The sequence below is a fragment of the Pseudomonas kribbensis genome (genome assembly GCF_003352185.1).
GTDB lineage: Bacteria > Pseudomonadota > Gammaproteobacteria > Pseudomonadales > Pseudomonadaceae > Aquipseudomonas > Aquipseudomonas kribbensis.
This window is the reverse complement of sequence record NZ_CP029608.1, coordinates 6,138,581-6,160,117: the sequence shown is the minus strand read 5'-3', so window position 1 is coordinate 6,160,117 and position 21,537 is coordinate 6,138,581. Positions and strand designations below refer to the sequence as shown.

19 protein-coding genes are annotated in these 21,537 nt (G+C 55.6%); 12 read left to right on the top strand and 7 right to left on the bottom strand.

The genetic code is table 11. From position 1 onward, the window contains the following. Positions 1–13 precede the first annotated feature (13 nt). The 11 genes from DLD99_RS28305 (at position 14) to DLD99_RS28250 (ending at position 13,154) form a co-directional block, all read left to right on the top strand. Entirely contained in the window at positions 14–2,050 is a 2,037-nt protein-coding gene (locus DLD99_RS28305) for a type VI secretion system Vgr family protein (RefSeq protein WP_114886364.1), read from the top strand. After that, a complete protein-coding gene (locus DLD99_RS28300; RefSeq protein ID WP_162803444.1) occupies positions 1,998–3,086 on the top strand; it encodes an SEL1-like repeat protein in 1,089 nt (362 codons plus the stop codon). The genes DLD99_RS28305 and DLD99_RS28300 overlap by 53 nt, the downstream gene beginning before the upstream one ends. Further along, a complete protein-coding gene (locus DLD99_RS28295; protein WP_244220761.1) occupies positions 3,083–6,220 on the top strand; it encodes a hypothetical protein in 3,138 nt (1,045 codons plus the stop codon). The genes DLD99_RS28300 and DLD99_RS28295 overlap by 4 nt, the downstream gene beginning before the upstream one ends. Next, positions 6,217–7,323 carry a tetratricopeptide repeat protein gene (locus DLD99_RS28290; RefSeq protein WP_114886358.1) on the top strand — a complete coding sequence of 369 codons (1,107 nt, stop codon included), beginning with the start codon at positions 6,217–6,219 and terminating at the stop codon, positions 7,321–7,323. The genes DLD99_RS28295 and DLD99_RS28290 overlap by 4 nt, the downstream gene beginning before the upstream one ends. Positions 7,324–7,957: 634 nt before the next feature. After that, positions 7,958–8,440 (top strand): hypothetical protein, encoded by a 483-nt coding sequence (locus DLD99_RS28280; RefSeq protein WP_114886356.1) that lies wholly within the window; start codon positions 7,958–7,960, stop codon positions 8,438–8,440. Positions 8,441–8,510: 70 nt separating this feature from the next. Next, complete coding sequence (locus DLD99_RS28275; RefSeq protein WP_244220760.1) at positions 8,511–8,846, top strand: hypothetical protein; 336 nt, start codon at positions 8,511–8,513, stop codon at positions 8,844–8,846. Positions 8,847–8,865: 19 nt separating this feature from the next. Further along, positions 8,866–9,414 (top strand): hypothetical protein, encoded by a 549-nt coding sequence (locus tag DLD99_RS28270; protein WP_114886352.1) that lies wholly within the window; start codon positions 8,866–8,868, stop codon positions 9,412–9,414. Continuing rightward, positions 9,401–10,249, top strand: coding sequence for a tetratricopeptide repeat protein (locus DLD99_RS28265; RefSeq protein ID WP_114886350.1), 849 nt, complete (start codon positions 9,401–9,403; stop codon positions 10,247–10,249). The genes DLD99_RS28270 and DLD99_RS28265 overlap by 14 nt, the downstream gene beginning before the upstream one ends. A 2-nt stretch (positions 10,250–10,251) precedes the next feature. Then, on the top strand, positions 10,252–11,007 hold the full coding sequence (locus DLD99_RS28260) for a lysozyme inhibitor LprI family protein (protein ID WP_114886348.1): 756 nt from the start codon (positions 10,252–10,254) through the stop codon (positions 11,005–11,007). Positions 11,008–11,044: 37 nt separating this feature from the next. Then, positions 11,045–12,037, top strand: coding sequence for a hypothetical protein (locus tag DLD99_RS28255; RefSeq protein ID WP_244220759.1), 993 nt, complete (start codon positions 11,045–11,047; stop codon positions 12,035–12,037). Positions 12,038–12,065: 28 nt separating this feature from the next. Beyond that, a complete protein-coding gene (locus DLD99_RS28250; protein WP_244220758.1) occupies positions 12,066–13,154 on the top strand; it encodes a hypothetical protein in 1,089 nt (362 codons plus the stop codon). Positions 13,155–13,216: 62 nt separating this feature from the next. Here the strand turns inward: DLD99_RS28250 and DLD99_RS28245 are convergent, their stop codons facing one another. Then, a complete protein-coding gene (locus DLD99_RS28245; RefSeq protein WP_114886344.1) occupies positions 13,217–13,585 on the bottom strand; it encodes a DUF6124 family protein in 369 nt (122 codons plus the stop codon). A 586-nt stretch (positions 13,586–14,171) separates the two neighbouring features. Between DLD99_RS28245 and DLD99_RS28240 the strand changes: the two genes are divergently transcribed. Further along, the gene (locus DLD99_RS28240; protein WP_096817262.1) at positions 14,172–14,555 is read left to right on the top strand and encodes an SCP2 sterol-binding domain-containing protein; all 384 of its coding nucleotides are present in this window, start codon (positions 14,172–14,174) and stop codon (positions 14,553–14,555) included. A 71-nt stretch (positions 14,556–14,626) separates the two neighbouring features. On the opposite strand, the gene DLD99_RS28235 is transcribed toward DLD99_RS28240, so the two are convergent. The 6 genes from DLD99_RS28235 to exbB all read right to left on the bottom strand — a co-directional run bounded on the left by DLD99_RS28235 (position 14,627) and on the right by exbB (position 21,440). Continuing rightward, positions 14,627–16,027 carry an aminoacyl-tRNA deacylase and HDOD domain-containing protein gene (locus DLD99_RS28235; RefSeq protein ID WP_114886341.1) on the bottom strand — a complete coding sequence of 467 codons (1,401 nt, stop codon included), beginning with the start codon at positions 16,025–16,027 and terminating at the stop codon, positions 14,627–14,629. A 79-nt stretch (positions 16,028–16,106) separates the two neighbouring features. Continuing rightward, a complete protein-coding gene (recG, locus tag DLD99_RS28230) occupies positions 16,107–18,182 on the bottom strand; it encodes an ATP-dependent DNA helicase RecG (protein ID WP_114886339.1) in 2,076 nt (691 codons plus the stop codon). A 9-nt stretch (positions 18,183–18,191) separates the two neighbouring features. Next, complete coding sequence (locus tag DLD99_RS28225; protein ID WP_064379831.1) at positions 18,192–19,121, bottom strand: hydrogen peroxide-inducible genes activator; 930 nt, start codon at positions 19,119–19,121, stop codon at positions 18,192–18,194. 175 nt (positions 19,122–19,296) lie between these two features. Further along, complete coding sequence (locus DLD99_RS28220; RefSeq protein WP_114886336.1) at positions 19,297–20,046, bottom strand: energy transducer TonB family protein; 750 nt, start codon at positions 20,044–20,046, stop codon at positions 19,297–19,299. Continuing rightward, entirely contained in the window at positions 20,043–20,471 is a 429-nt protein-coding gene (exbD, locus tag DLD99_RS28215) for a TonB system transport protein ExbD (protein WP_085708863.1), read from the bottom strand. The genes DLD99_RS28220 and exbD overlap by 4 nt, the downstream gene beginning before the upstream one ends. 6 nt (positions 20,472–20,477) lie before the next feature. Continuing rightward, positions 20,478–21,440 carry a tonB-system energizer ExbB gene (gene exbB / locus DLD99_RS28210; RefSeq protein ID WP_114886334.1) on the bottom strand — a complete coding sequence of 321 codons (963 nt, stop codon included), beginning with the start codon at positions 21,438–21,440 and terminating at the stop codon, positions 20,478–20,480. Positions 21,441–21,537: the final 97 nt, after the last annotated feature.

The window sequence follows — 21,537 nt, the reverse complement described above, 5'->3', positions numbered from 1 at the left end:
CAGGGAGCACACTATGTTCAACCCAGCTAACGAAACGCACTTCAGCCTGACGGTCGAAGACTACGTGGGCGACCTGCAAGTCCTGTCGTTCACCGGTACCGAAGGCATCAGCCAGCCGTTCCGTTTCGACCTGGAACTGGTCAGCGAAAACCCGGATCTGGACCTGGAAAAACTCCTGCACAAACAGGCGTTCCTCGCCCTCGATCCACAAGGCTCGGGCATCCACGGCCAGATCTACCGCGTCGCCCAGGGCGATGCCGGCAAGCGTCTGACCCGCTACAAAGTCTCGTTGGTGCCGCAGCTGCAATACCTGCATCACCGCACCAACCAGCGCATCTACCAGCAGATGTCAGCGCCGAAAATCATCGCGCTGATCCTCGACGAGCACGGCATCAAGGGTAACGCCTACAGCTTCCAGTTGAGCCAGCCGTGCCCGGATCGCGATTACTGCGTGCAGTACGACGAAACCGACCTGCACTTCGTCCAGCGCCTGTGCGAAGAGGAAGGCATTCACTACCACTTCCAGCACAGCCAGAAAGGCCACCTGCTGGTGTTCGGTGACGACCAGACCGTGTTCCCGAATCTCGGCCAGCCCACCGCGTATGTGCAGGGCAGCGGCATGGTCGCCGAAGAACCGGTGATCAAAGGCTTCCGGCTGCGCCTGGAAACCCGCACCAGCCGCACCACCCGCCGCGACTACGACTTCGAAAAGCCGCGCCTGCAAATGGAAGCAGCGTACAAACCCGACGGCGAGAGCACCGAACCGGATCTCGAAGACTACGACTACCCCGGCCGCTTCATCGACCGCGCCCGCGGCAAATTCCTCAGCCAGCGCGCCCTCGAACGCCACCGCGCGGACTACCGCCAGGCCGAAGGTCGCGGCGACCAGACAAAACTCGTCAGCGGCCACTTCATGGAAATGTCCGACCACCCGCGCAGCGAGTGGAACGACCTGTGGCTGCTCACCGAAATCTTCCACGAAGGCAAACAGCCGCAAGTCCTCGAAGAATCGGTGACCAGCGACACCACCGACAACAAGGACGACTTCCACCAGGGCTACCGCAACCGCTTTCTCGCCACCCCGTGGGACGTGTTCTACCGCCCGGCCCTCGAACACCCGAAACCTCGCGTGCTCGGCAGCCAGACCGCCATGGTCACCGGCCCCAAAGGCGAAGAAATCCACTGCGACCAATACGGCCGCATCAAGGTGCAATTCCACTGGGACCGCGAAGGCCAGGCCGACGACAAGACCAGCTGCTGGCTGCGCGTCTCCAGCTCCTGGGCCGGTGACCGCTACGGCGCCATCAGCATCCCGCGCATCGGCATGGAAGTCCTCGTCACCTTCCTCGAAGGCGACCCTGACCAGCCCCTCGTCACCGGCTGCCTGTACCACAAGGAAAACCCGGTGCCCTACGCCCTGCCGGCGAACAAAACCCGCAGCGTCTTCAAAACCCTCAGCTCCCCCGGCGGCGGTGGCTACAACGAACTGCGCATCGAAGACAAAAAAGGCGCCGAACAAATCTTCATCCACGCCCAGCGCGACTGGGATGAAAACGTCGAGCACGACCAGAAAATCCGCGTCGGGAATGAACGTCACGACACCGTGGTGAAGAACACCTACACCGAGCTGAAGGCCGAAGAACATCGCACCACCATCAGCGACCGCAAGATCGAAGCGCGGATGGACGACCACCTGACCATTGGTGAGAACCAGCATGTGAAGCTCGGGACGGCGCAACTGACCAGTGTCGGGAAAGAGATACACATCAAGGCGGGGGACAAGATTGTCATTGAGGCGGGGACTGAGCTGACGATTCTCGGCGGCGGCAGTTTCATCAAGCTCGATGGCGGTGGTGTGACCGTGGTTGGGCCGGTGGTGAAGATCAACGCCGGGGGCTCGCCGGGAGCAGGCACTGGCATCGGGATCAAACCGCCGGTGCTGCCGGGGGCGGCGGATAAGGATAAGGCGGGGAGTTTGATGGATCAGGCGTTGTTGAATGCGCCGCCTGAGAAGGTTAAGCCGAAGGCTTTTTTTGTGTTTTCTGAGTGATGAGTTCGTGATGACAAAGAACAAATACGTAATGAAGTGGTTTTCCATTGCGCTCTGGAGCCTGGGGATGAGTTCAGGTGCCTATGCCTCATCGTCCAATGCCACCCAATGTCCAAGCAGCGATTTTGTCGAGTTCGTCAAAGCTTTTTCATCCGAACCTGAGGTACAGAAAGCCTTTATCGCGCCCTCTGTGAAGCATGTTCATGTAACAGCTGATGGGAAAATACCGAAGGTTGTTGAGCGGAGCCTGAATGCGATTGACGCTGACGAGTTGAAGGTACTGCTTCCGGAAAATGCGGCCGCAGCGAATCTCATAATTCAAATCAAGGTGCCGAACAGAGTAATCGTCCGCGATGAGGCAGGCCATTTTTTGAAGATCTTTGTTTTCAAGCGTGGCGACTGCTGGGTCTTGAACCGAGTGGAAGATTGGACTCTCGATGCGGTCATGAATGAAATCACTCAGTCTGAAAAACTAACGCCCGGTGAGCTGGAGCTAAAGAAAGGCGTCATATTTGACAGACTGGTCAACAAGGCATCTTCAGAGTCTGGCGTTTATCTGTACGTGGCGGAATTGGATAGCTATTTAGATGGTGCCCGAAAAGGTTCGGCCCAAGCAGCTCTCGCGGCTGCGGGAATTAGTCTTTCTGGGCAGGCACCAAGGTTAGAAAATTCCAGAATACTGGAGTTGTTGCTCCAAGCTTCAGAATCCGTCCCCGATGCGGGCTTGACTCTCGCAGATTTTTACTGCGATGAGGGGGAGTACGACGAAAAACGCGGTTGTATCAACCCAAAAGAGTCGATAGCAACATTGGAGCGCGCCGCCAACCTGGGCTCGACTAACGCATTGATCCGTCTGGGTGAAGTATACGAATTGGGCACTGTCGTAGATGCTGACTTGCCTCATGCGATGGCGTGTTACCTGGAGGTTCAAAAAGCCGACCTTGAGACGGGCACTGCTTCGATTGAGCGTTTAGCAACTCGGGGTGTTGTCCGTGATAACTCAATTCAATGTATTAAAGCAGGAAGCTTTCGATGAGCACTGGACTACTTGAACAAAGAGATCAATACCGCACTGGTTATGAATACGGTCCTTATAAAGGCGAGACGGACCATGATAATAACGGCAGGAAAGAAATCGATTGCTCTGGTCTTCTATATCGAATGTTGAAGGATGCGGGATATACAATTCCGTATCTCACCACGTCCGGCTTAAATTCTGATACTACATATTTTGATGTGATCCCACTCGCGAATGTCGAGCCTGGTGATATCGCACTGTGGATCAACTTCCACGGACATACAGGTGTTATTGAAGATATCTCCGGCCCTATTCGAAATAAGGGCAATTTTTTCGGTTCGCAATCTTCAAATGGACCGAAATCTGCAAAATATGGAGTTGGCAGTGGCTTTTGGCCGATGCCAGAAAAGTTTTTGCGCCCTAAATCTATATATAGAAACGCTCAGCCTGCCGCTGCAGCTGCTCCAACCCCAGCTCCGGCGGGGGCTGAGCCATTGATGGCTTTCCAATATCCATTCCGAAAAGCTGATGGCAAGCAATTCACTGGAGCAGATGAAGTCTACAAAGTCCTAGAGAAAGAAACTTCGGGGCACTTCTTGCTTGGCAGTAATAAATTTTGGCATGGCGGAATTCATATCAGTGATTCCAGTGCGCCACAATGCGTTTTAGATGAGCCGATACGCTGTATTGCAGATGGTGAGGTGGTTGCTTATCGGCTTAACAAAGATTATTTGGAGTCAGAATTCGACGTCGAAGGTGATACGAAAAAGCTAAAGTACACAAACTCATTTTGTTTGGTTCGGCATGAATATAAGTCCGCACCTAATCCAGAGGAAGGTGCAAATAAGAATAAGCAAAACAAGCTAGTATTTTTTAGTCTGTATATGCATCTTTTGCCTTTCGATCGTTATCCTTTGCCGTCTGCGGATGTACCCAAGCCCAAAGTAACGATGATGGTTGGTGATTTTAATGCATACGAGGAGCTTCCTGTATCCAGCAGTATAGTTTCTTTAGGTAAGTTGGCTAAAGGTTCCAAGCTGGAAATTTTAGATCAAAAGCCTATTGCTGATACCGATCGTATATATGCTAAAGGCAAGATTATTTCTGGTGATGTGAAACTAGGTTCTCAGAAAACAAAAGAGGTAGGCGGTGAGGTTTGGTTTGCTTATTTGAAGGGCGGTGAGCCGTATAAAAATAACGCTGGTGATAGAATTTGGACTGCTGATAAGGTGCCGGAACGGGAGCGTCCTAATTATTGGCAGGGGAAAGTGAAGGGGACAGTTGTTAATAAACTTCCTCTTTATGAGGCCCCCCTAGATGCAAGCAATGGAAAGCCGGCAGGCGCTCCGCACGGCACTATGCAGTTGATTATGAATAGTGTCGTGGAATTCGACAGTCAGAAGGTACTTAATTTAGTATTAGGCACGTCAGTGAGGCGAATGGCTGAATGTACTTTGATAAGTGGCGATCTGGTTGCTGCTGGAAATATACCGCCTAAATTTTGGGCGTGTGTCGAAAATACGCCGGAAAACAATGTGTTGAAGTGGAATGTAACTGAGCCGGCGGCTGTTGATTCTGTTTTAAATGTTGGTGTCGGAATTAAGGCAGGAGATCCGGTAGGGTATCTAGGCCAAATAGAAAATATTACTGAGGCAGGAGATGTCAGCGAGAAATTTCAGGTTCATGTAGAGGTTTTTACTGCTGATGCAAGTGTTGAAGATTTTTTAAAAAATACTGCTGGTTTGAAAACTGGGAAGAAGTATTTGTCCGTGGTAAAAGGTACCTCCCTTAGGCTAAAACCACCAGCGGCGGGAGACGTGATTCTCAAGGAGTCGCACGCTATCGATTTAAGCAAGATAGCAATTTATAAGGACTCGCAAGAATGGTACGAGGTTAATGTCAAAGACGAAGGTCAAAGTGTGGCTGGATTGATAAAAAAAGCCGGCGCGCCGTTAATCTCGCAGCATGATTGGGAGAAGCTCGGTTTTCAAGTAGTTGAAGAGTCGAACGCCACTGCTGATGGTTTTCTCGATCCGAACGATATGCCAATTTTTTTCAAGAAATTGTTTGATAATATCGATAAGGACAATAATAAAGAAATAGATGCTTCAGAGTTGGCTGATGCGTTGAAGGATACTGATACGCGCTCCCAATGGTCAAAGCTTGTCGCCAGGCACCCAACTGAGTGGAAAGATAAGGCTAATCAACCAAAATGGAGTCGTCTGGATGATATTTTGGCTCATTCGCCAAAACTAAAAGCCCATGAGAAAGAGAGGATCGATAACTTTATCTTCTGGGAGGAGCTATCTGGAAAGGCTTCACCTGAAACCAGTCTGGTTTGGCATTTTCATCCTATAGAGTTTGTCTCAGGGTTTACCTCCTCTGTTTCGGAGTTAATTTCTTTCGATCAAATGAAGAAAATGTTTCCGGACTCTTCTGAGGAAAAGCGTGAAGAGGTTAGGGGGTTATTTAATAAGTATGCTGATCGTTTTGAAATCAACACCGCACCGAAAATGGCACAATTTTTTGCCCAAGTTAAAACTGAGGTTGGTAGTGCGTTGGTAGGAAAAGTGGAAGATCTTTGGTATTCGGCTGAAGCTCTCAGATCTAAGTTTGGAAGATATTTTAATACCTACCCTGCCGAAGCGGAATTGTATGGGTATAAGCGTATTACGATGGCGCAGTATAATGCGTTAAGTCCCGCGGCGAAAAGTGCCTATACGATTCGAAAGAATAAGGCTTATTCTCAGTTTCCCAATGAAGATGAGATAGCAAAGCGTATCTATTGCTGCAACTCGGCTCAAGGTGCATTTGTGTTGACTGCGGGTGGCTGCGAAGAAGGTAAAAAATATAAAGGTAAAGGATTTATCCAGCTAACATGGAAGTCGAACTATCAGGCGGTAGAAGATCGCTTAAAACAAAAAATTCCTGAAGAAACCATTGAGATGGTTTCTAATCCAGATCAATTGCTGGATACGAAAATAGGGCTCTTATCGGCTATGGGATTTTGGGATGTGAATAATATAAATAATCTAGTTGCACCGGACACTGATTCCACTAATAAAATTACGGAAGTTGTTAACAAGCATACTGACAGCTATGGGGAGCGTAGAGCTAATTTTACCGCTATCTATCAGGAGCTCAATAAGTGATTAGTTCAAAAAAGGTTTTGGGGCTACAGATTTTTTTGTTTGCCACTTTTGCTAGTCAGTTTTCGTGGGGAGACCCGAGCGAAAATCTTCCTTCCCCGGAGAGAGTGAAAAAAGAGATTGCTATAAATTTGATTTCCGGAATGGGGGCTCAAAAGCTCATAGTTGAAAGAAATGATAATGCATCACTTCCCGATAAATTGGTTTTGCTTGCTGATGTATCGGGGGAAAGAAAAGTCATTTTTAGCGCAAATTCTGCATTGGCTAAAATTAACAATGCGTATTCACCTAGTAGTTTTGATGGCTTTGAAGTGTCGGTTCTGCAAGGTGTCGATAAAATTATAAGTGTTGTGGATTCTCAGGCGGAGACTTATACGTTTAATTCGGACTCGCACGTTGCAGGAGATGTTGTGAGCTTAATTACCAAAAAAGAAGATGAGGTCACACATAATTTTAACGTTCAGTTTCAATATGATGCCGCTCGTAAAATAGTTGCGGTTAGTCAGCTTGTGTATACGGTTAATAATGACTCTTGTGATCGGTCTCTTAAGAGTGCCTATGTGTTACCTGTGAATGACTTGATTTCCAAGTCCCTCGAGAGTTTTGATGGGGCTGGTGCATTTGAGTATCTTCAGAAGTTAAATTTTGAAATTCAAGAGGGTCGAATTAATCGGCAGAAGCTCATGTCGTCATTTGTAGCGTCGACGGCTGATCAAGCACTAGCGGCATTTAAAGGGAATGACAAAAACAAACTAATCAAATCTATGGGGGGGCTTGTTGCCGATGGGGGCGATAGCGAATCGTGCGCGCCTGAGAGTTATATAGCTGAGGCTTACTACTACCCTGATAAAGTTAGTTGGTCTAATGATCTTGGTTTTTTGTTTGCTGAGGCTGGGTACTATGCGGAATCTGTTGAACTGCTAAAAAAAGTCATTTCTGAAAATCCAGAAAGAACGGTCGCCTACTTAAATATTGCGGATGCTTACTGGGGTCTAAGTCGAAAGGAATTAGCGGCGGAGAACTACAAGAAATATAGTTCTATGATGCAGCAGTCAGGTAAGGTTGCGAAAATTCCAAAGAGAGTTGTGGAACGATCTGGCTCTTGACTATCTGGTGCAGTCGCTTAATAAGATCAAAAAATTTAATTGCTGCCCGATGACATTGGTCTGCATGGGCTCTAGGTAGATCTGTTCCATTGGGCATTTTTTGATGAAAAAGCTATTCCCTTTATTCATGGCGTTTTTTCCCCTTGCCTCCCACTGCGAGGTCACGTCCGAAAACTACTGCTTCGATGATACCCACTCGATCAAGTTCGAACTCAGAACCTTCTATGATCACGACAGCAATTGGTCGGGTGGTTTCGTTAAATACGCCAAGTCGAAAGCGCCGATTTCTATCGTACTGACGGATCATTAGGAAGAAATACTTGCCCCGGACGCACCCACACAAAACACCCGTACGTGGTCCGAGATTATCGACGGCAAGGTCACGGGAACCTATGAGTGGGTCACCCAAGCAGCGATGAGCGTTTCGATGGTGTTCACCAAGAAGTCCAACGGCAGGAAATATAGCTTCCTTCTTAACCCGAATATCGACGCTTCTCTGGCAAGTGGCTGCAACTGGGAGCAGGGCGAACAATGAGCGAGATGAGTTTGGGTTTAGCTCTCTGCGGATTCTTGGACTCAACGTTCGCGATGGCGAGGTGACAACCTTTAGTCCGATGAAAAACGGAGTTACAGAATGAAAGGATGTTCAGTTCTACTCGGCAGTCTCTTAGCCATTGCCATGCCCGTGGCTTACGCCGCCAACCCGGACTTCAAGGATTACACCGTCACCCCAGTGTTCGCCGGCACTAATCATGAGCCTGTGCCGCAAGAACACAGCAACTCGATGATGGATAAGGCTCGTGCACAGGCACTCAAAGGCAAGGTCAACTTTGCCGGCCACTACATCCTGTACCGAGTCGGTTGTGGTGGCAGTGCCATTTGCGGCGAAGTACTGGATGCGCGTACGGGGGAGGTTGTCGGCGGACTGCCGAATGCATACGACGGCAATACCTTCAGCCTGTCGAACAAGCCCGATAGTCGTCTGCTCATTGTTTCCGGCATTGCGGCCGATACCGAAGAGGACGCGCAGGGTAATGAGCTGGAAAGCCGCTACAGGACCCGCTACTTCGAGTTTGTGAACAACGAGTTCCGGCTGCTGACGTTCAAGGATTTGTGATCGCCGCTGTTTGATTAAGGATGATTGGATGAACCGCATTTCCATTCGGCCCATGCTGAGTGCACTTCTAATGTTGCCCCTCACCTACGCCATTCCGGCAACGGCCGAAGCCGGGAGTTGCTACGGCTATCTCACCGAAATGGTCAGGAGCAGCAACTTCCCGTTTCGCTATGTCGGCAAGGACAAGGTCAATCTGTTGATTGATGAAGACGACGGTGAAATGGTGCGAGCCCAGTTGCTCTTTGATACGAACGGCACCGGCACCATCGGCTGGATCAAATACACCCCGGCCACTCGGGTGTTGCTCAACACCTCGGCTGAACTGGAAGAGCCGGTGGAACTGTCATTCGATGCCAAATTCGCCGACGGCTACGCAAAGTGCCTGGCTGGACAACAGGCCGGTTAACGGCAAAAGGGAATTTTCCATGAATCAGTATCTTCTCGCGGGCAGCCTTTCGCTGTTGCTCTCGCTTCCAGCTTTCGCCGCTCCCAAGGACGCCTACACCCAGCGCAATGTCATGCAATGTGGCGGCGTTGAAGTGGTGATGGTTTCGTCCTGCCGATCCGTGACGGTGGATGACGCAGAAACCCACCTCATCCCGGTTTGCTCCGACCAGACGATCAACATCGGCGGCAAAGTGCTGCGCCGCAATATCGACAAGGTTTCACAGCTCACGTCTGACGGTAAGAAAGCGAAGATGCTGAGTAACGTGGTTGTGGCGATGGATTGTGTGAAAGGCACCAAGGGCAGTCTTGTTTCGATAGGCGGCTACGGCGGTTGCGGTGCTTGCCCTGAATGGCGCGGGTATTACTCGACGGCCGGGCGATTGGAGCAATACAGCTTCGATAATACCCAGCGCTCATTTGGTTCGAAGGGTTCCTGGGAAGAACTGATCAAGGCTTATGGCGTGACGAAGAGGCAGTTGCAGTCGGAAAGTCCGTCGGTGAAAAGGATCGATTATGGGCAGCCTTAAGTGGTTGATGATTGTCATGAGCCTGTTTGCTTCAGCCAATGCCTTGGCGGAGAACATGCAGATCGTCGGGGTTGGCGGGCACATGTTGACGCTTAAGGACAAGACATGGAACAGGCCTGTTCCGGAGTCTGCGGTCGCCTCGTTTACCGCGAATGGCAAAACTTTCCCCCTCTATGTTTCCGACGTTGGTACCGAAGCGCATTACAATTGGCTAAGCCCTGACAAAAAAACAGTGCTGCTTCTTCAGACTCAGTATGGCGTTGTCATTGGTCAAGAGGGTGAAGAAATCCCGACAGAGGAGACTGGTTGCGGTGTCGTTTCGATGGAGACCGGTTGCGTATTGAGTCAGCACGTAGCCACGTTTTGCTACGGCAAGTGGGAGGGCAATCGATGGGCTTCCGGTGAAGGGGAAGTTCTTGACCTCGCCTTGACGACACCGTCTCCAAAGGATTTGTTGAATCAAGTCTCAAGTATTGAGATGCCGCAATCTCGCGTGGAAGAACTCGAACTCAATCTTCGCACTATAAGTCCAGACGCCTATATGGCTTGTCACCCACCGGCGCGCAATGTTCAAGCTCTCAACGACCTGGCCTTCTACCTAGCCGAGGGCGGTAACGATGAACTTGCACTGAAGTTTTATCGCGGCGTCGAGACCGTCGGTAAACGCACAGTGCTGATGTTGAACATCGCCGATTCACTCTGGCGCCTTGATCGTAAAGATGAAGCGCAGCGGTATTACAGCCAGTACCGCGACGCGATGAGTGCGGACGGCAAGGCGCAGAAAATACCTCAACGCGTAGTTGAGCGATCCGTCATTCAGGGAATGAAACATTGAACATGTTTGTGCGCTTTATCGCGTTGTCCTTAGGACTGCTGTCCGCTTCAATCGCGCTCGCTGAGGACAACTGCAAAGTCATTACGGTGAGCTGGCAATACGACCAATGCGTGGAAGCCGACCGCAATAGTGCCGATGCAAAACTCAATGCCAGCTACAAAAAGCTGATGGCGCGATTCGAATCTCGATGGAAGCCTGAGCCTGAACAAGGAAAGGCTTACATGGCCGTGGCCAAAGAATCGCAGCGGGCCTGGATCAAGTTGCGCGATACCACTTGCCCCCTCGATGCCACGGATGTCGAACCCGGATCGCAGGCATACACCTTGGTGCTCAATAAGTGCATCGCCAGAATGAGTCTAGAGCGTGCAGCCTTCCTGGATGCGGTCGTCCCGGATGGTCCGAGTGAAGTGGTCGATGTCGCCAAGGTTTCCAGTTCTGCTTCGCAACGATACGGCGATGTGGTCGCTCGTTATGTCACTTCGTTTGGCAGCCCCTGCCTCAATGTTCAGATCCTCGCGCCCAAGGGCAATTGGCGAGTGCTCTCCTCAAAACGGTTTTGCAGTTTTAACGGCAAATCGTTTTGGGATGGTTACGCCAGTGCGTTGTTTGAGGATCATGCATTCACTGCGGATGGTTTACAGCTGACGCTCAGCTTGTTCGAGCTTCGTGAAGAGGCAGAGAAGCGCCTCGCCTGTGTGATTCCAATTCAGGACGAGCAAATCAAAGAGCTGAAATGCGGCGCACCTGAGTCAGCGTAAATATTTAGAAGATTGATCAGCAGGGAAGTGATCGGAATTGACCAGATTCTCAAGTTGTTTAGGTACGCTCGGCCTCATCGCCGGCTTGTCGACTCAGCCGGCATCGGCAAGCGACCCACAAACCATCGGAGAACTGCATCCCCCGGTGGTTGCTTCGTTGGGTGATCAAAAGATCACGGTGTTTTTTTTGAAGAACAACCTTAAGGATCAGGTTAGAGACGTGCATGTGCCAGATGCCGAGATTTTCTACACGCCCATGAATGTGGTGAAACCTTCGCTGAATTATGTGTGGAAGGTTGAAGGCGAACAAATTGCCTCGGTGTTCTTCTTCGAGCGCAAATTCCCTGAGCGAGCGGGGAAGTCCATGTTTGTCCTGACAAAACACAAAGTTCTGCACGAGCATTTCGATGGAGATTCCTATTCGGTGCTGGAACTTCCGCTCTTCAAGGACGGTGACCACTTGGCTTTGCAGTTCTTTCGGGGTGACCTGCCAGATCCTGAGTTACAGAACTGCCTTGACGGTATCAATCGGGAAGATGGCTTAGAAGTCGAGTGTGCTTACAAGGATGCGGCGAGCATCAAGAAGTACTTGGCGGATCTGGATGGAAGGATGATTTCGGATTCGAAACTGGAACAGGGCAACCGTCAGAAGCCACTCAAAACTGATGGTGACAAGGCCAGTGCTGCTTGTCCCTCACCCAACTTTTCAACGTTCCTCTCAGCCTTCTCTGAACGCGCAGCGGTGCAGAAAGCCTTCGTCCAGCAGCCGCTGAAAATGGTCACGACCGTGGCCGGTGATCCCGAGCCTGAGATGCAGAAAAGCAGCCTCAGCGGCGATCAGCTCAAGTTCCCGATCATTCCGGATGCAGCGAAGCGAGAGGCTCAGGGCCTGACGTTGACCATCAAGGAAGAGCAGGGTGATCACGCCGTCGCCATCCTGCAGAAACCGGATACCGATTATGTCTTCGAGTATCGGTTTGTCCGTGGGCCATGCTGGCGGCTGGAAGAAGTGATGGATTACTCGCTTTGAAACAGGTGGCAAGTTGAAAAGATTAGGTTTGATCGCGTTATTGCTGTGTTCTTTCTCTGCGGTTGCGGGACCGATGTTCCCGTCACTCACGTCGTGCAGGGACGTTGGCAGCGAATGCGCGCTGGCGCTGAAGGACAACTTCCTGGTGGACGTACACTCCGGGCAGCGTCTCTCCGAGACGGAGGAACCGGCTGGGGCGATGAGTGGCTTTTGGCTGTACCGAGATGGCGAGCGCTACATCCTTCAGGAAGAAAACTACTCCCAGGCGAAGACGCGCCGTTGGCTGGTTTTCACCTACGACAGCGGCAAAGTGGTGCTCGACGGCGCTTATGTTTTCTCGATCGACATTGATATGAACACCGGGCCCTACTGGCATGGCTACGACTGCCGAGGTAATGCCAAGCCGTTCGCCGTGCCAACGAAAGATTCGTTCAGTGAGGTCGCTTTGGAGGCGTTGTGCGGGGAGGCCGAAGGCTGGGTCGTCTCGGGCGGGGATACCAAGGTGCCGGTGTCGGCCAAAGGGCTGGCCGTCAGTGTTCCCGTTTATCACGCCCGCAACCGCGATGGTTCCGCGACTTACCTGTTCACTGAAAGCGATGATCCGGATCTTTCGAAGCTGGTTTGCCTGTCCAACTGTGCTGATATCGCGAAAGCGCCGGAGCGTGTTTCGCAGGAGACGGCACCATTGAAGGGCGGGCAGGATGGAACGTTGTGCTCGGATGACGAAGACATCTACTTCAGCTGCCCGCTGGAGGGCGGCAAGACGGTTTCTGTTTGTGCGACGGGAAACAGCAAACCCACGGCCGGTTCTGTTCAGTACCGTTATGGTGTGCCGGGGAACATCGAGATGGTCTACCCGAAGAGCGCTATGCCACCCAAGGGAAAGTTCTTTGTTGTAGATGCGTCGGAAGGCAGCGTGAACCTGAACATCATCAAGTTCAAAAGCGGTGCGTACACCTACCTGGTTAACCAGGCCTTCGTGAGTTATCTGACGGTGCTAAAGGGGGACAAAGTTGTATTCCGGCAGTCCTGTAATGCCGGTGGTCATGCTTACGTACATCGGTTGGCGGATTTCGGGTTGGAGGCGCGACCCAAAAGCGCAGAGGATTTTCGCTAGTCGCTGCTGCCGAAGATCAGAAAAGGGGACTCAACGTCCCCTTTTTTCCGCCCGCGATTCAGCTACGGCTTGGCCTGATACTCCCGAAACTCAATGTGATCGAGCGTGCCTTCCACCATCAAGCGCACGCCATCCGCCATTCTGCTAAGGCCCAGTGCCATCGAGCGGCGGGGGCCGTCGAGGTCGTCGGCCAGGTTGGCGGCGATGGCGCTGATGGACAGCAGGTCCTCGGAGGCGTTGGCCATGAGGGCTTCGGCGTCGGCGTTGGGGCAGAGGGCGAATAGGCCGCCCAGGCGTTTGGGGCGTGAGACTCTGGGTTTGAAGTGGTGGTCGAGGGCGCGTTCGGCGGCTTCGTGGAGTTTCTTCGAATCAGGAGATTCGTAGGGGGAGGTTTCTGGGATTTCAGGAGGGTTGGGTGTTGGTTTGATCATTGGAATTTACCGATTGATGGAGCTAGCAACCTCTCGCTTGCACTTCGAATGAGGTGGCAGCTGTGTATAGGTGTGCAAGACCGGTAATCGATAAACCCGGCAGACCCGAAGATCTCCCACACACAGCCGCCATAACGATTCGCGAGCATAAGAAAACACTCGGTGAATGGCTATAACTGATGTGCATCGATTCCGGACTTGCACGTCCGAGTCACCGATTTTGCGGCGACACACAGAGGCTATCGACGATGGTCCAGCCTGCCTAGTTCATGGACAGCACCGCAGTTTGAAGGACATTTCCCAAGGAATTGCGGGGTAGAGGAACAAGAAACCACTGCTGTCGGCAGCTCCTACAGGAATGTGTTTCTTCAGGTGTAGGACGGGGGGATGGTGTGACGCGGAGCGTCACGGGAGGCATGCCCACGCAGAGCGTGGGAACGATCAAGTCCTGAGAGCGAAGTCGTGACTTGGTAGTCATCTTTCAGGAAAAGCTATGCATCGTCTTCTATCAATCCAAGATAGTGGCGAATCCGTCCGAATCCCTTACACTCCCCCAGCCGTTCATTTTCCTTTTGAGGCTGTGCGCATGAAATTTCGTTTTCTTCTGTGGATGCTGGGTCTGTTGATGGGTAAGGCCAGTCGGACAAATCCTGCGTTCCAGCAGCAGTTGGGTGACAAGGATCTGGTGTTTCAGCTACAGACTCTGGACGGGAAAGTGGCGCGGCATTTCGTGGTGAAGGACCAGCGCATTACCAGCAAGTCCGGGGTGGTGGCGGAGCCGGCGTTTGCGATTGCCTTTAAAGACGCGGCGTTCGGGTTTGCCACGATGCAGGCGAAGAACAAGCAGCTGGCGTTCATGCAGGGGATTCAGGACAAGTCGATCCAGCTCAAGGGGAATCCGGCGCTGGTGATGTGGTTTCAGGGGTTGATGAAGTATTTGAAGCCGAGGAAGGCCAAGCCGAAGGCTTGAGTCCGGTGTGAACGATCAACAAAAAAGGCCCCACACTCGTTTGAGTGTGGGGCCTTTTTTATAGGCGCAAATCAGGCCTGGCTGAACTGCGAAGCCAGCTCGCGCAACAACACTTCCGCCTCAAGCACTTTGCTGACCACATCATTGGCCTTGTCACGCGTCAGGCCAACGCGCTCCAGCAGCGCATCCGGAATGTCCTCATCCGGCCCGGAGCCGATTCCGCGACTACGCAGCAGGCGCACGGCCAGGCAGACGAGGTTCGGGTATTCGGCGTAGGCGCCGTCGTAGTTCGGGTCGTGCTGGAAGCGCAGGGCGGTGGCCAGTTCGTCGGGCATGTCCCAGTAGCGCATCAGCCAGGAGCCGATCTGTTCGCGGCTGATGCCCAGCAGGTGTTGCTCGACGTAGCTGTGGCACAGGTGCGGGTTGACCTCCAGGTGGCGGCAGATCAGCGAGAAGTGCGGCGGGAATACGTGGGCCAGCAGTAGGTAGCCGAAGTTGTGCAGCAGGCCGGCGAGGTAGGTCAGGCCGGCTTCCGGGCGCTGGGCGCGCGGCATGGCGCGGGTCAGGCCTTCGATGACGGCGGCGGTGTAGATCGACTGCTGCCAGTACGGTGTGGTGTGTTGCGGGTGGTCCTTTGGCAGGCTCAGGGTCTTGCCGAGGGCCAGGCCCAGCGCCAGGTTGATCACCAGATCGAAACCCAGCACGCGCACGATCGCGTCTTCCACCGAACGGATCTTGCCCGGCGAGGCGTAGTACGGCGACGCCGCCCAGCTCACCACTTGCGCAGCCAGCGCCGGGTCGGTTTCGACCACGCCGGTGATGTCGTCGATGGTGGCGTTCGGGTCTACGCGCAGCTTGATGATTTTTTGTGCGGTTTCGGCCAGCGGCGGAATCTCGATGGTCGCTTCCAGACGCTGCTGGATGCGCCGCGCGGTGAACGCCTGAACGGCCTGGGTGATTTCCTCGCGGTCATCGTCCGGGCGGTCGAGGTTCGGGCGGATGCTGCTCAGGGCTTCGCCGAAGTTGGCGGCGCTGGCCTTGGTCAGCATGGTCTTGAAGTCTTCGCTGGCGATTTCCAGCAGCAGGCCCGGCTCGCCGGAGTTGATCAGCAACTTCGGCTCGCGCAGCAGGCTTTCTTCGTAGAGGCACGGCGAGCTGGTCAGCGCGGGCAGGCCCGGCAGCAGGCTCAGGCTGTGTTTGCCGAGCATCTTTTCCAGGCGTTCGGTGGACACGGCGGTCAGGCGACGGCCCGTCAGCTCGGCGAGGCGGTTGAGATCCAGCAACTGGCTCTGTGGAAACAGCACCATCAGCGCGCCGACCGCGTCATCCAGCAACACGGCCTGCACTTTGCGCGAGGCGTTGAGACCGTGGTGGTCGAGCACTTCTTCGTAGGCGACGCCCAGCTTGTTGAGCAGCAGCCGAATAACAGACGGAGCGTGCGGGGATTCGGGGGCGAGAGCAGCTTCGGTCATGGTCTGTATCCGTTTTTGAAACAATTGCTGGAGTATAACCAGCTTGGTTGGAACGAGCTTTGAGAAACTGCGACGGTGCTCACACTTGGCCGTATTGCTGCCCGTGTCGCAGCCAGCGGTCGAGCAGCGGGCTGACGTGGGTCGGCCAGCGTTCGAGCAAGGCCTGGGCGGCATCGCGCACGGCGGGCAACAGATCCGCGTCGCGCATCAGGTCAGCGACCTTGAATTGCAGCAGGCCGGTCTGGCGGGTACCGAGCATTTCGCCGGGGCCGCGCAGTTCGAGGTCTTTTTCGGCAATGACGAAACCGTCGTTGGTCTCGCGCATGATGCCCAGGCGCTGGCGGCCGATCTGCGATAGCGGTGGATGGTAGAGCAGCACGCAATGGCTGACCGCGCTGCCCCGACCGACGCGACCACGCAACTGGTGCAGTTGCGCGAGGCCGAGGCGCTCGGGGTTTTCGATGATCATCAGGCTGGCGTTGGGCACGTCCACGCCGACTTCGATCACGGTGGTGGCGACCAGCAGTTGCAGGTTGCCGGCCTTGAATTCGGCCATGACGGCGGCTTTCTCGGCGGGTTTCATGCGGCCGTGGATCAGCCCGACCTTTAGCTCGCCGAGGGCGGCGGTGAGGTCTTCGAAGGTGGTTTCGGCGGCCTGGCAGGTCAGCTCTTCGGACTCTTCGATCAGCGTGCACACCCAATAGGCCTGACGACCCTCGGCGCAGGCGCTGCGCACCCGTTCGATGACTTCGACGCGGCGGGTGTCGGTGACCAGCACGGTGTTGACCGGGGTTCGACCGGGTGGCAGTTCGTCGAGGATCGAGGTGTCGAGGTCGGCGTAGGCGCTCATCGCCAGCGTCCGTGGAATCGGCGTGGCGGTCATGATCAATTGATGCGGGCACATGCGCCCGCCGACGCCTTTCTGCCGCAGTGCCAGACGCTGTTGCACGCCGAAGCGGTGTTGTTCGTCGATGATCACCAGCGCGAGGTTCTTGAACTGCACTTCATCCTGGAACAGCGCGTGAGTGCCGACCACCATCGGCGTGCCGCTGGCGATCTGTTCCAGCGCGGCGACGCGGTTCTTGCCCTTGAGCTTGCCGGCCAGCCATGCCACCTCGATGCCCAGCGGTTCGAGCCAGCGCTTGAAGGTGATGAAGTGCTGCTCGGCGAGGATCTCGGTCGGCGCCATCAGCGCGACCTGATAACCCGCCTCCAGCGCTTGCAGCGCGGCGAGGGCGGCGACCACGGTTTTACCCGCGCCAACGTCGCCCTGAATCAGCCGCAGCATCGGTTCGTGCTGGCTGAGGTCGTAGGCGATTTCGTTGCCGACTCGTTGCTGAGCGCCGGTCGGGTTGAAGCCGAGGTTGGCCAGGTATTTCGCCGGCAGTCTGGTGGCTTTCGGCATCGCCGGCGCACGCAGGGAGCGCATGCTTTCGCGCAGGCGCTGCTGCGATAGCTGGTGAGTCAGCAGCTCTTCGAAGGCCAGACGATGCTGGGCCCAGTGATGACCGAGGGCGAGTTCGTCGACATCGGCATCGGCGGGCGGGTTGTGCAGGTAGCGGATCGCGTCGGCCAGCGGCGCCAGTTGATAGTCGCGGGCCAGTTCGGTCGGCAGCCAGTCGGGCAGGGTGGCCGGCTTGAGCAGGGTCAGGGTCTGCATGCACAACTGGCGCAGACGCGCCTGGGTCAGGCCTTCGGTCAACGGGTAGACCGGGGTCAGGGTTTCATCCACCGGCGGCGGTTCGTCGCCGTTGATGGCGCGGTATTCCGGGTGGTAGATCTCCAGTCCCGAGGCGCCGGGCCGGGCTTCGCCGTAGCAGCGAATCCGCGTGCCGCGCTTGAGGCCTTCTTTCTGCGCGTTGCTGAAGTGGTAGAAGCGCAGGCTCAGTCCGCCGGTGCCGTCCTGCAAACGCACGACAAGGCTGCGGCGCCGGCCCATGACCACATCGGCGCCGCTGACGGTGCCTTCGACCACGGCGTCCTGCCCCGGCCGCAATGCGCCGATCGGCACCACGCGGGTGCGATCCTGATAACGCAGCGGCAGGTGGAACAGCACGTCCTGAAGGTTCTCCAGGCCGACCTTGGCCAGTTTCTCGGCCATGGCTTCACCGACACCCTTGAGTGCGGTGACCGAGACCTGCGACAGCTCCGTCATGACGCAGACTTAACCGGCCGTGACCGGCGCGGCAGGTTTGGCAACCGAGCACAGGCGAATGGAGTCGGCGAGGATCTCGATGGCTTTCGGCCTTGGGAAGCTTGCGCGCCAGGCGATGGCTACGGTGCGGAACGGCACTGGGGCCGACAGTGGACGCACTTCGATCACGCCCGGGGCGTAGTGATGGCTGTCCACCGCCGACAGCGGCAGGATCGAAATGCCCAGGCCTGACGCGACCATGTGGCGAATGGTTTCCAGCGAGCTGGATTCCACCGTGGTGTGCTTGGCGCCGTCGTTGCCCTTGGTCAGGGTCGGGCAGGCTTCCAGCACCTGATCGCGGAAGCAGTGGCCTTCGCCGAGCAGCAGCAGGCTCTTGTCGTTGAGCAGGGCGGCGTCGATGGATTCTTTCTGGGTCCACGGGTGCTGGGCCGGCATCAGGACGTAGAACGGTTCGTCATAGAGCGGCAGGGTCAGCACGTCGGCTTCGTTGAACGGCAGGGCGATGATGATCGCGTCCAGCTCGCCGTTGCGCAGTTTGTCGCGCAGCACGTGGGTGAAGTTTTCTTCGATGTACAACGGCATCTGCGGGGCGACCCGGTGCAGTTGCGGAATCAGGTGCGGGAACAGATACGGGCCGACGGTGTAGATCGCGCCGACTTTCAGCGGGGCGGTCAGCTGGTTCTTGCCGGCCTGGGCCAGCTCGCGGATGCCCTGGGCCTGCTCCAGCACTTTCTGCGCCTGGGCGACGATGCCTTCACCGACCGGGGTCAGGCGCACGGCGCTTTTGCTGCGCTCGAAAATCAGCACACCGAGTTCGTCTTCAAGCTTTTTCACGCCCACCGACAGGGTTGGCTGGCTGACGTGGCAACGCTCGGCCGCGTGGCCGAAATGCTGCTCTTGGGCGAGGGTAACGATGTAGCGTAATTCTGTGAGGGTCATAGCAAGCGTCCATGAAGATGCGGGCCAAGCATACCGGCTGCAATCGATAGACGCACGTTATCAGACTGAGTGATGAATGCGACACCGGGCAATGCCGGTTTGCCGTTGGCAGATATGAGAAAGGCACCTTTCGGTGCCTTTCTGGCGGGATCGAGCCGTGTTCTGCCAATGCAGATCAGCGGCGGCGTTCCAGCGAGTAAACAAACGGCGCAACAATTTCGATCGAGCCATTGGTCAACATGTCGGCCGGTGGCTTGGGCAGCGGTTGGGCGCGGCGGATCATGTCCAGGGTAGCCCGGTCCAGATCGGCGTTGCCGGAGCGGCCCACCAGTTCGAACGACAGCACGTTGCCTTCGGCATCGACCACGAAACGCAGCCGGTTCAAGCCTTCCTTGCCCCGTGCCTGTGCGCTTGCCGGGTACTTCTTGTACTTCTGCAAATGCGCGAGCAGGGTGCCTTGCCAGCTGGCCTTGGCCGCCAGTTGTGCTGGCGACGGGCCCGGTGCCGGCTGGGCGGATTTCTCCGTCGGCGCCTGGGTCTGCTGAGGTTCCGCCGGTTTTTCCTCGGAAGGTTTTTCCTTCACCGGCTCCGGTTTCTTCTCAACCGGTTTTGGCGGTTGCGGTTTTGGCTTGGGTTTTGGCTTCGGCTTGGGTACGGCAATCTCTGCCTTGGGGGCTTCGGCCAGTTTCGGGATCGGCAGTTCTTCGACCGGAGCCGGTGGCTGCGGTGGTGTGACGACTTTCGGCGGTGCAGGCGGTGGCGGGGCCGGAACCGGTGCCAGCTCGACCATCATTGCCTGCGGCGGCAATTCGATGGGCGGGCGGGCGGTCCAGTTCAGCGCCAGCGCGATGGCCAGCGCGTGAACGCCCAGCACCACGGCCAGGCTACCGCTGTAACGCGTCAGCTTATGGCGCGTCGTGATCATTTCTTGACTGCGCTCTCGAGGCCGACCAGACCAACCTTCAGGTAACCGGCGCTGCGCAGCTTGTCCATCACGCTCATCAGGTCGCCGTAATCCACGCCTTTGTCGGCCTGGAAGAAGATGGTGGTGTCTTTCTTGCCATGGGTCCTGGCGTCGAGCACGGCGCCGAGGGTTTCGGCTTTGACTTCGTCGTCACCGATGTACAGGCGCTGATCAGCCTTGACGCTGAGGAACACCGGTTTCTCTGGCCGCGGTGCCGGTTTGGCGGTCGAGGCAGGCAGGTCGACCTTGATGTCCACGGTGGCCAGCGGAGCCGCCACCATGAAGATGATCAACAGCACCAGCATCACGTCGATGAACGGCGTGACGTTGATTTCGTGGTTCTCGGCCAGATCGTCGTCTGCGCCTTCTTTCAAATGCAGGCCCATGGCCGATTACCCCACTTTCACCATGTGCGGTTGCGAGCTGCTGCGCTCAGGCTGGTGGTCGAGGTCGCGGCTGACCAGCAGCAGGACTTCTGCCGACGCATCGGAAACCTGAGCCTTGTAACCGGCGATGGAGCGGGCGAACACGTTGTAGATGACCACGGCAGGAATCGCGGCGACCAGACCCAATGCAGTAGCCAGCAGCGCTTCAGCGATGCCCGGAGCCACGACGGCGAGGTTGGTGGTCTGGGTTTTGGCGATGCCGATGAAGCTGTTCATGATGCCCCACACGGTGCCGAACAGGCCGACGAACGGTGCGGTGGAACCGATGGTGGCGAGTACGCCGGTGCCGCTGCTCATGTTGCGGCCACAGGCGGCCACCAGACGCTCGAGGCGGAAGCTGACGCGTTCCTTGATGCCTTCTTTCTCGCGGGAGTTGACCGACAGGCGCATCTCTTCGAGGGCGTCGTGAACCAGCAGGTTGGCGAGAGTGCCTTCCTTCGCCGCAGTGGCGCTGGCTTCTTTAAGAGTGGTGGCTTTTTTCAGGGCAGCGATTTCGCCACGCAGGCGACGCTTGGCGCCCATCAGCTCGAAGCCTTTGGCAATCCAGATGGTCCAGGTGATGATCGAAGCGATAGCCAGACCGATCATTACCATCTTCACGATGATGTCGGCATTCTGGTACATGCCCCATGGCGACAGATCGTGGGCCATGCCCAGCGTGTTGTCGGCTTCAAGGACTTCAGGTGCGTCTTCGGCGCTGGCGTCCACGGCCTGAACCGGGTCGGTCGCGGCCGGCGCGGCGGCAGGGGCAGCCGGTGCAGTCTGCTCGTGGGCAGCTGGAGTAGCCGGCGCCTGGGCGTCAGCGAAAGCGGCGGTTGGCGCCAGCATCAGGCTGAGGAGCAGGGCAGCCACCGCGCTCCAGGCGCGAGGTCGGTTGGTTGGCGAAGCGGGGGTTTGAATGCGTGTCATGCTGGCCGGACCTGAGGTAGAAAAACGGTGATGCTCTTCCAGGCCTCGTGAGGCCGAGAACAAAAGTGACGTGCATTATTGCAAGTAATTCTTGTTA

Excerpts from the sequence above, each read along its gene's own strand:
- DLD99_RS28245 (WP_114886344.1), bottom strand. The coding sequence starts at position 13,585 with ATGATCAAACCAACACCCAACCCTCCTGAAATCCCAGAAACCTCCCCC.
- DLD99_RS28260 (WP_114886348.1), top strand. The coding sequence starts at position 10,252 with ATGTTTGTGCGCTTTATCGCGTTGTCCTTAGGACTGCTGTCCGCTTCA.
- exbB (WP_114886334.1), bottom strand. The coding sequence starts at position 21,440 with ATGACACGCATTCAAACCCCCGCTTCGCCAACCAACCGACCTCGCGCC.
- DLD99_RS28265 (WP_114886350.1), top strand. The coding sequence starts at position 9,401 with ATGGGCAGCCTTAAGTGGTTGATGATTGTCATGAGCCTGTTTGCTTCA.
- DLD99_RS28305 (WP_114886364.1), top strand. The coding sequence starts at position 14 with ATGTTCAACCCAGCTAACGAAACGCACTTCAGCCTGACGGTCGAAGAC.
- DLD99_RS28280 (WP_114886356.1), top strand. The coding sequence starts at position 7,958 with ATGAAAGGATGTTCAGTTCTACTCGGCAGTCTCTTAGCCATTGCCATG.
- DLD99_RS28235 (WP_114886341.1), bottom strand. The coding sequence starts at position 16,027 with ATGACCGAAGCTGCTCTCGCCCCCGAATCCCCGCACGCTCCGTCTGTT.
- DLD99_RS28220 (WP_114886336.1), bottom strand. The coding sequence starts at position 20,046 with ATGATCACGACGCGCCATAAGCTGACGCGTTACAGCGGTAGCCTGGCC.
- DLD99_RS28275 (WP_244220760.1), top strand. The coding sequence starts at position 8,511 with ATGTTGCCCCTCACCTACGCCATTCCGGCAACGGCCGAAGCCGGGAGT.
- DLD99_RS28295 (WP_244220761.1), top strand. The coding sequence starts at position 3,083 with ATGAGCACTGGACTACTTGAACAAAGAGATCAATACCGCACTGGTTAT.
- DLD99_RS28240 (WP_096817262.1), top strand. The coding sequence starts at position 14,172 with ATGAAATTTCGTTTTCTTCTGTGGATGCTGGGTCTGTTGATGGGTAAG.
- recG (WP_114886339.1), bottom strand. The coding sequence starts at position 18,182 with ATGACGGAGCTGTCGCAGGTCTCGGTCACCGCACTCAAGGGTGTCGGT.
- DLD99_RS28300 (WP_162803444.1), top strand. The coding sequence starts at position 1,998 with ATGCGCCGCCTGAGAAGGTTAAGCCGAAGGCTTTTTTTGTGTTTTCTG.
- DLD99_RS28225 (WP_064379831.1), bottom strand. The coding sequence starts at position 19,121 with ATGACCCTCACAGAATTACGCTACATCGTTACCCTCGCCCAAGAGCAG.
- DLD99_RS28270 (WP_114886352.1), top strand. The coding sequence starts at position 8,866 with ATGAATCAGTATCTTCTCGCGGGCAGCCTTTCGCTGTTGCTCTCGCTT.
- exbD (WP_085708863.1), bottom strand. The coding sequence starts at position 20,471 with ATGGGCCTGCATTTGAAAGAAGGCGCAGACGACGATCTGGCCGAGAAC.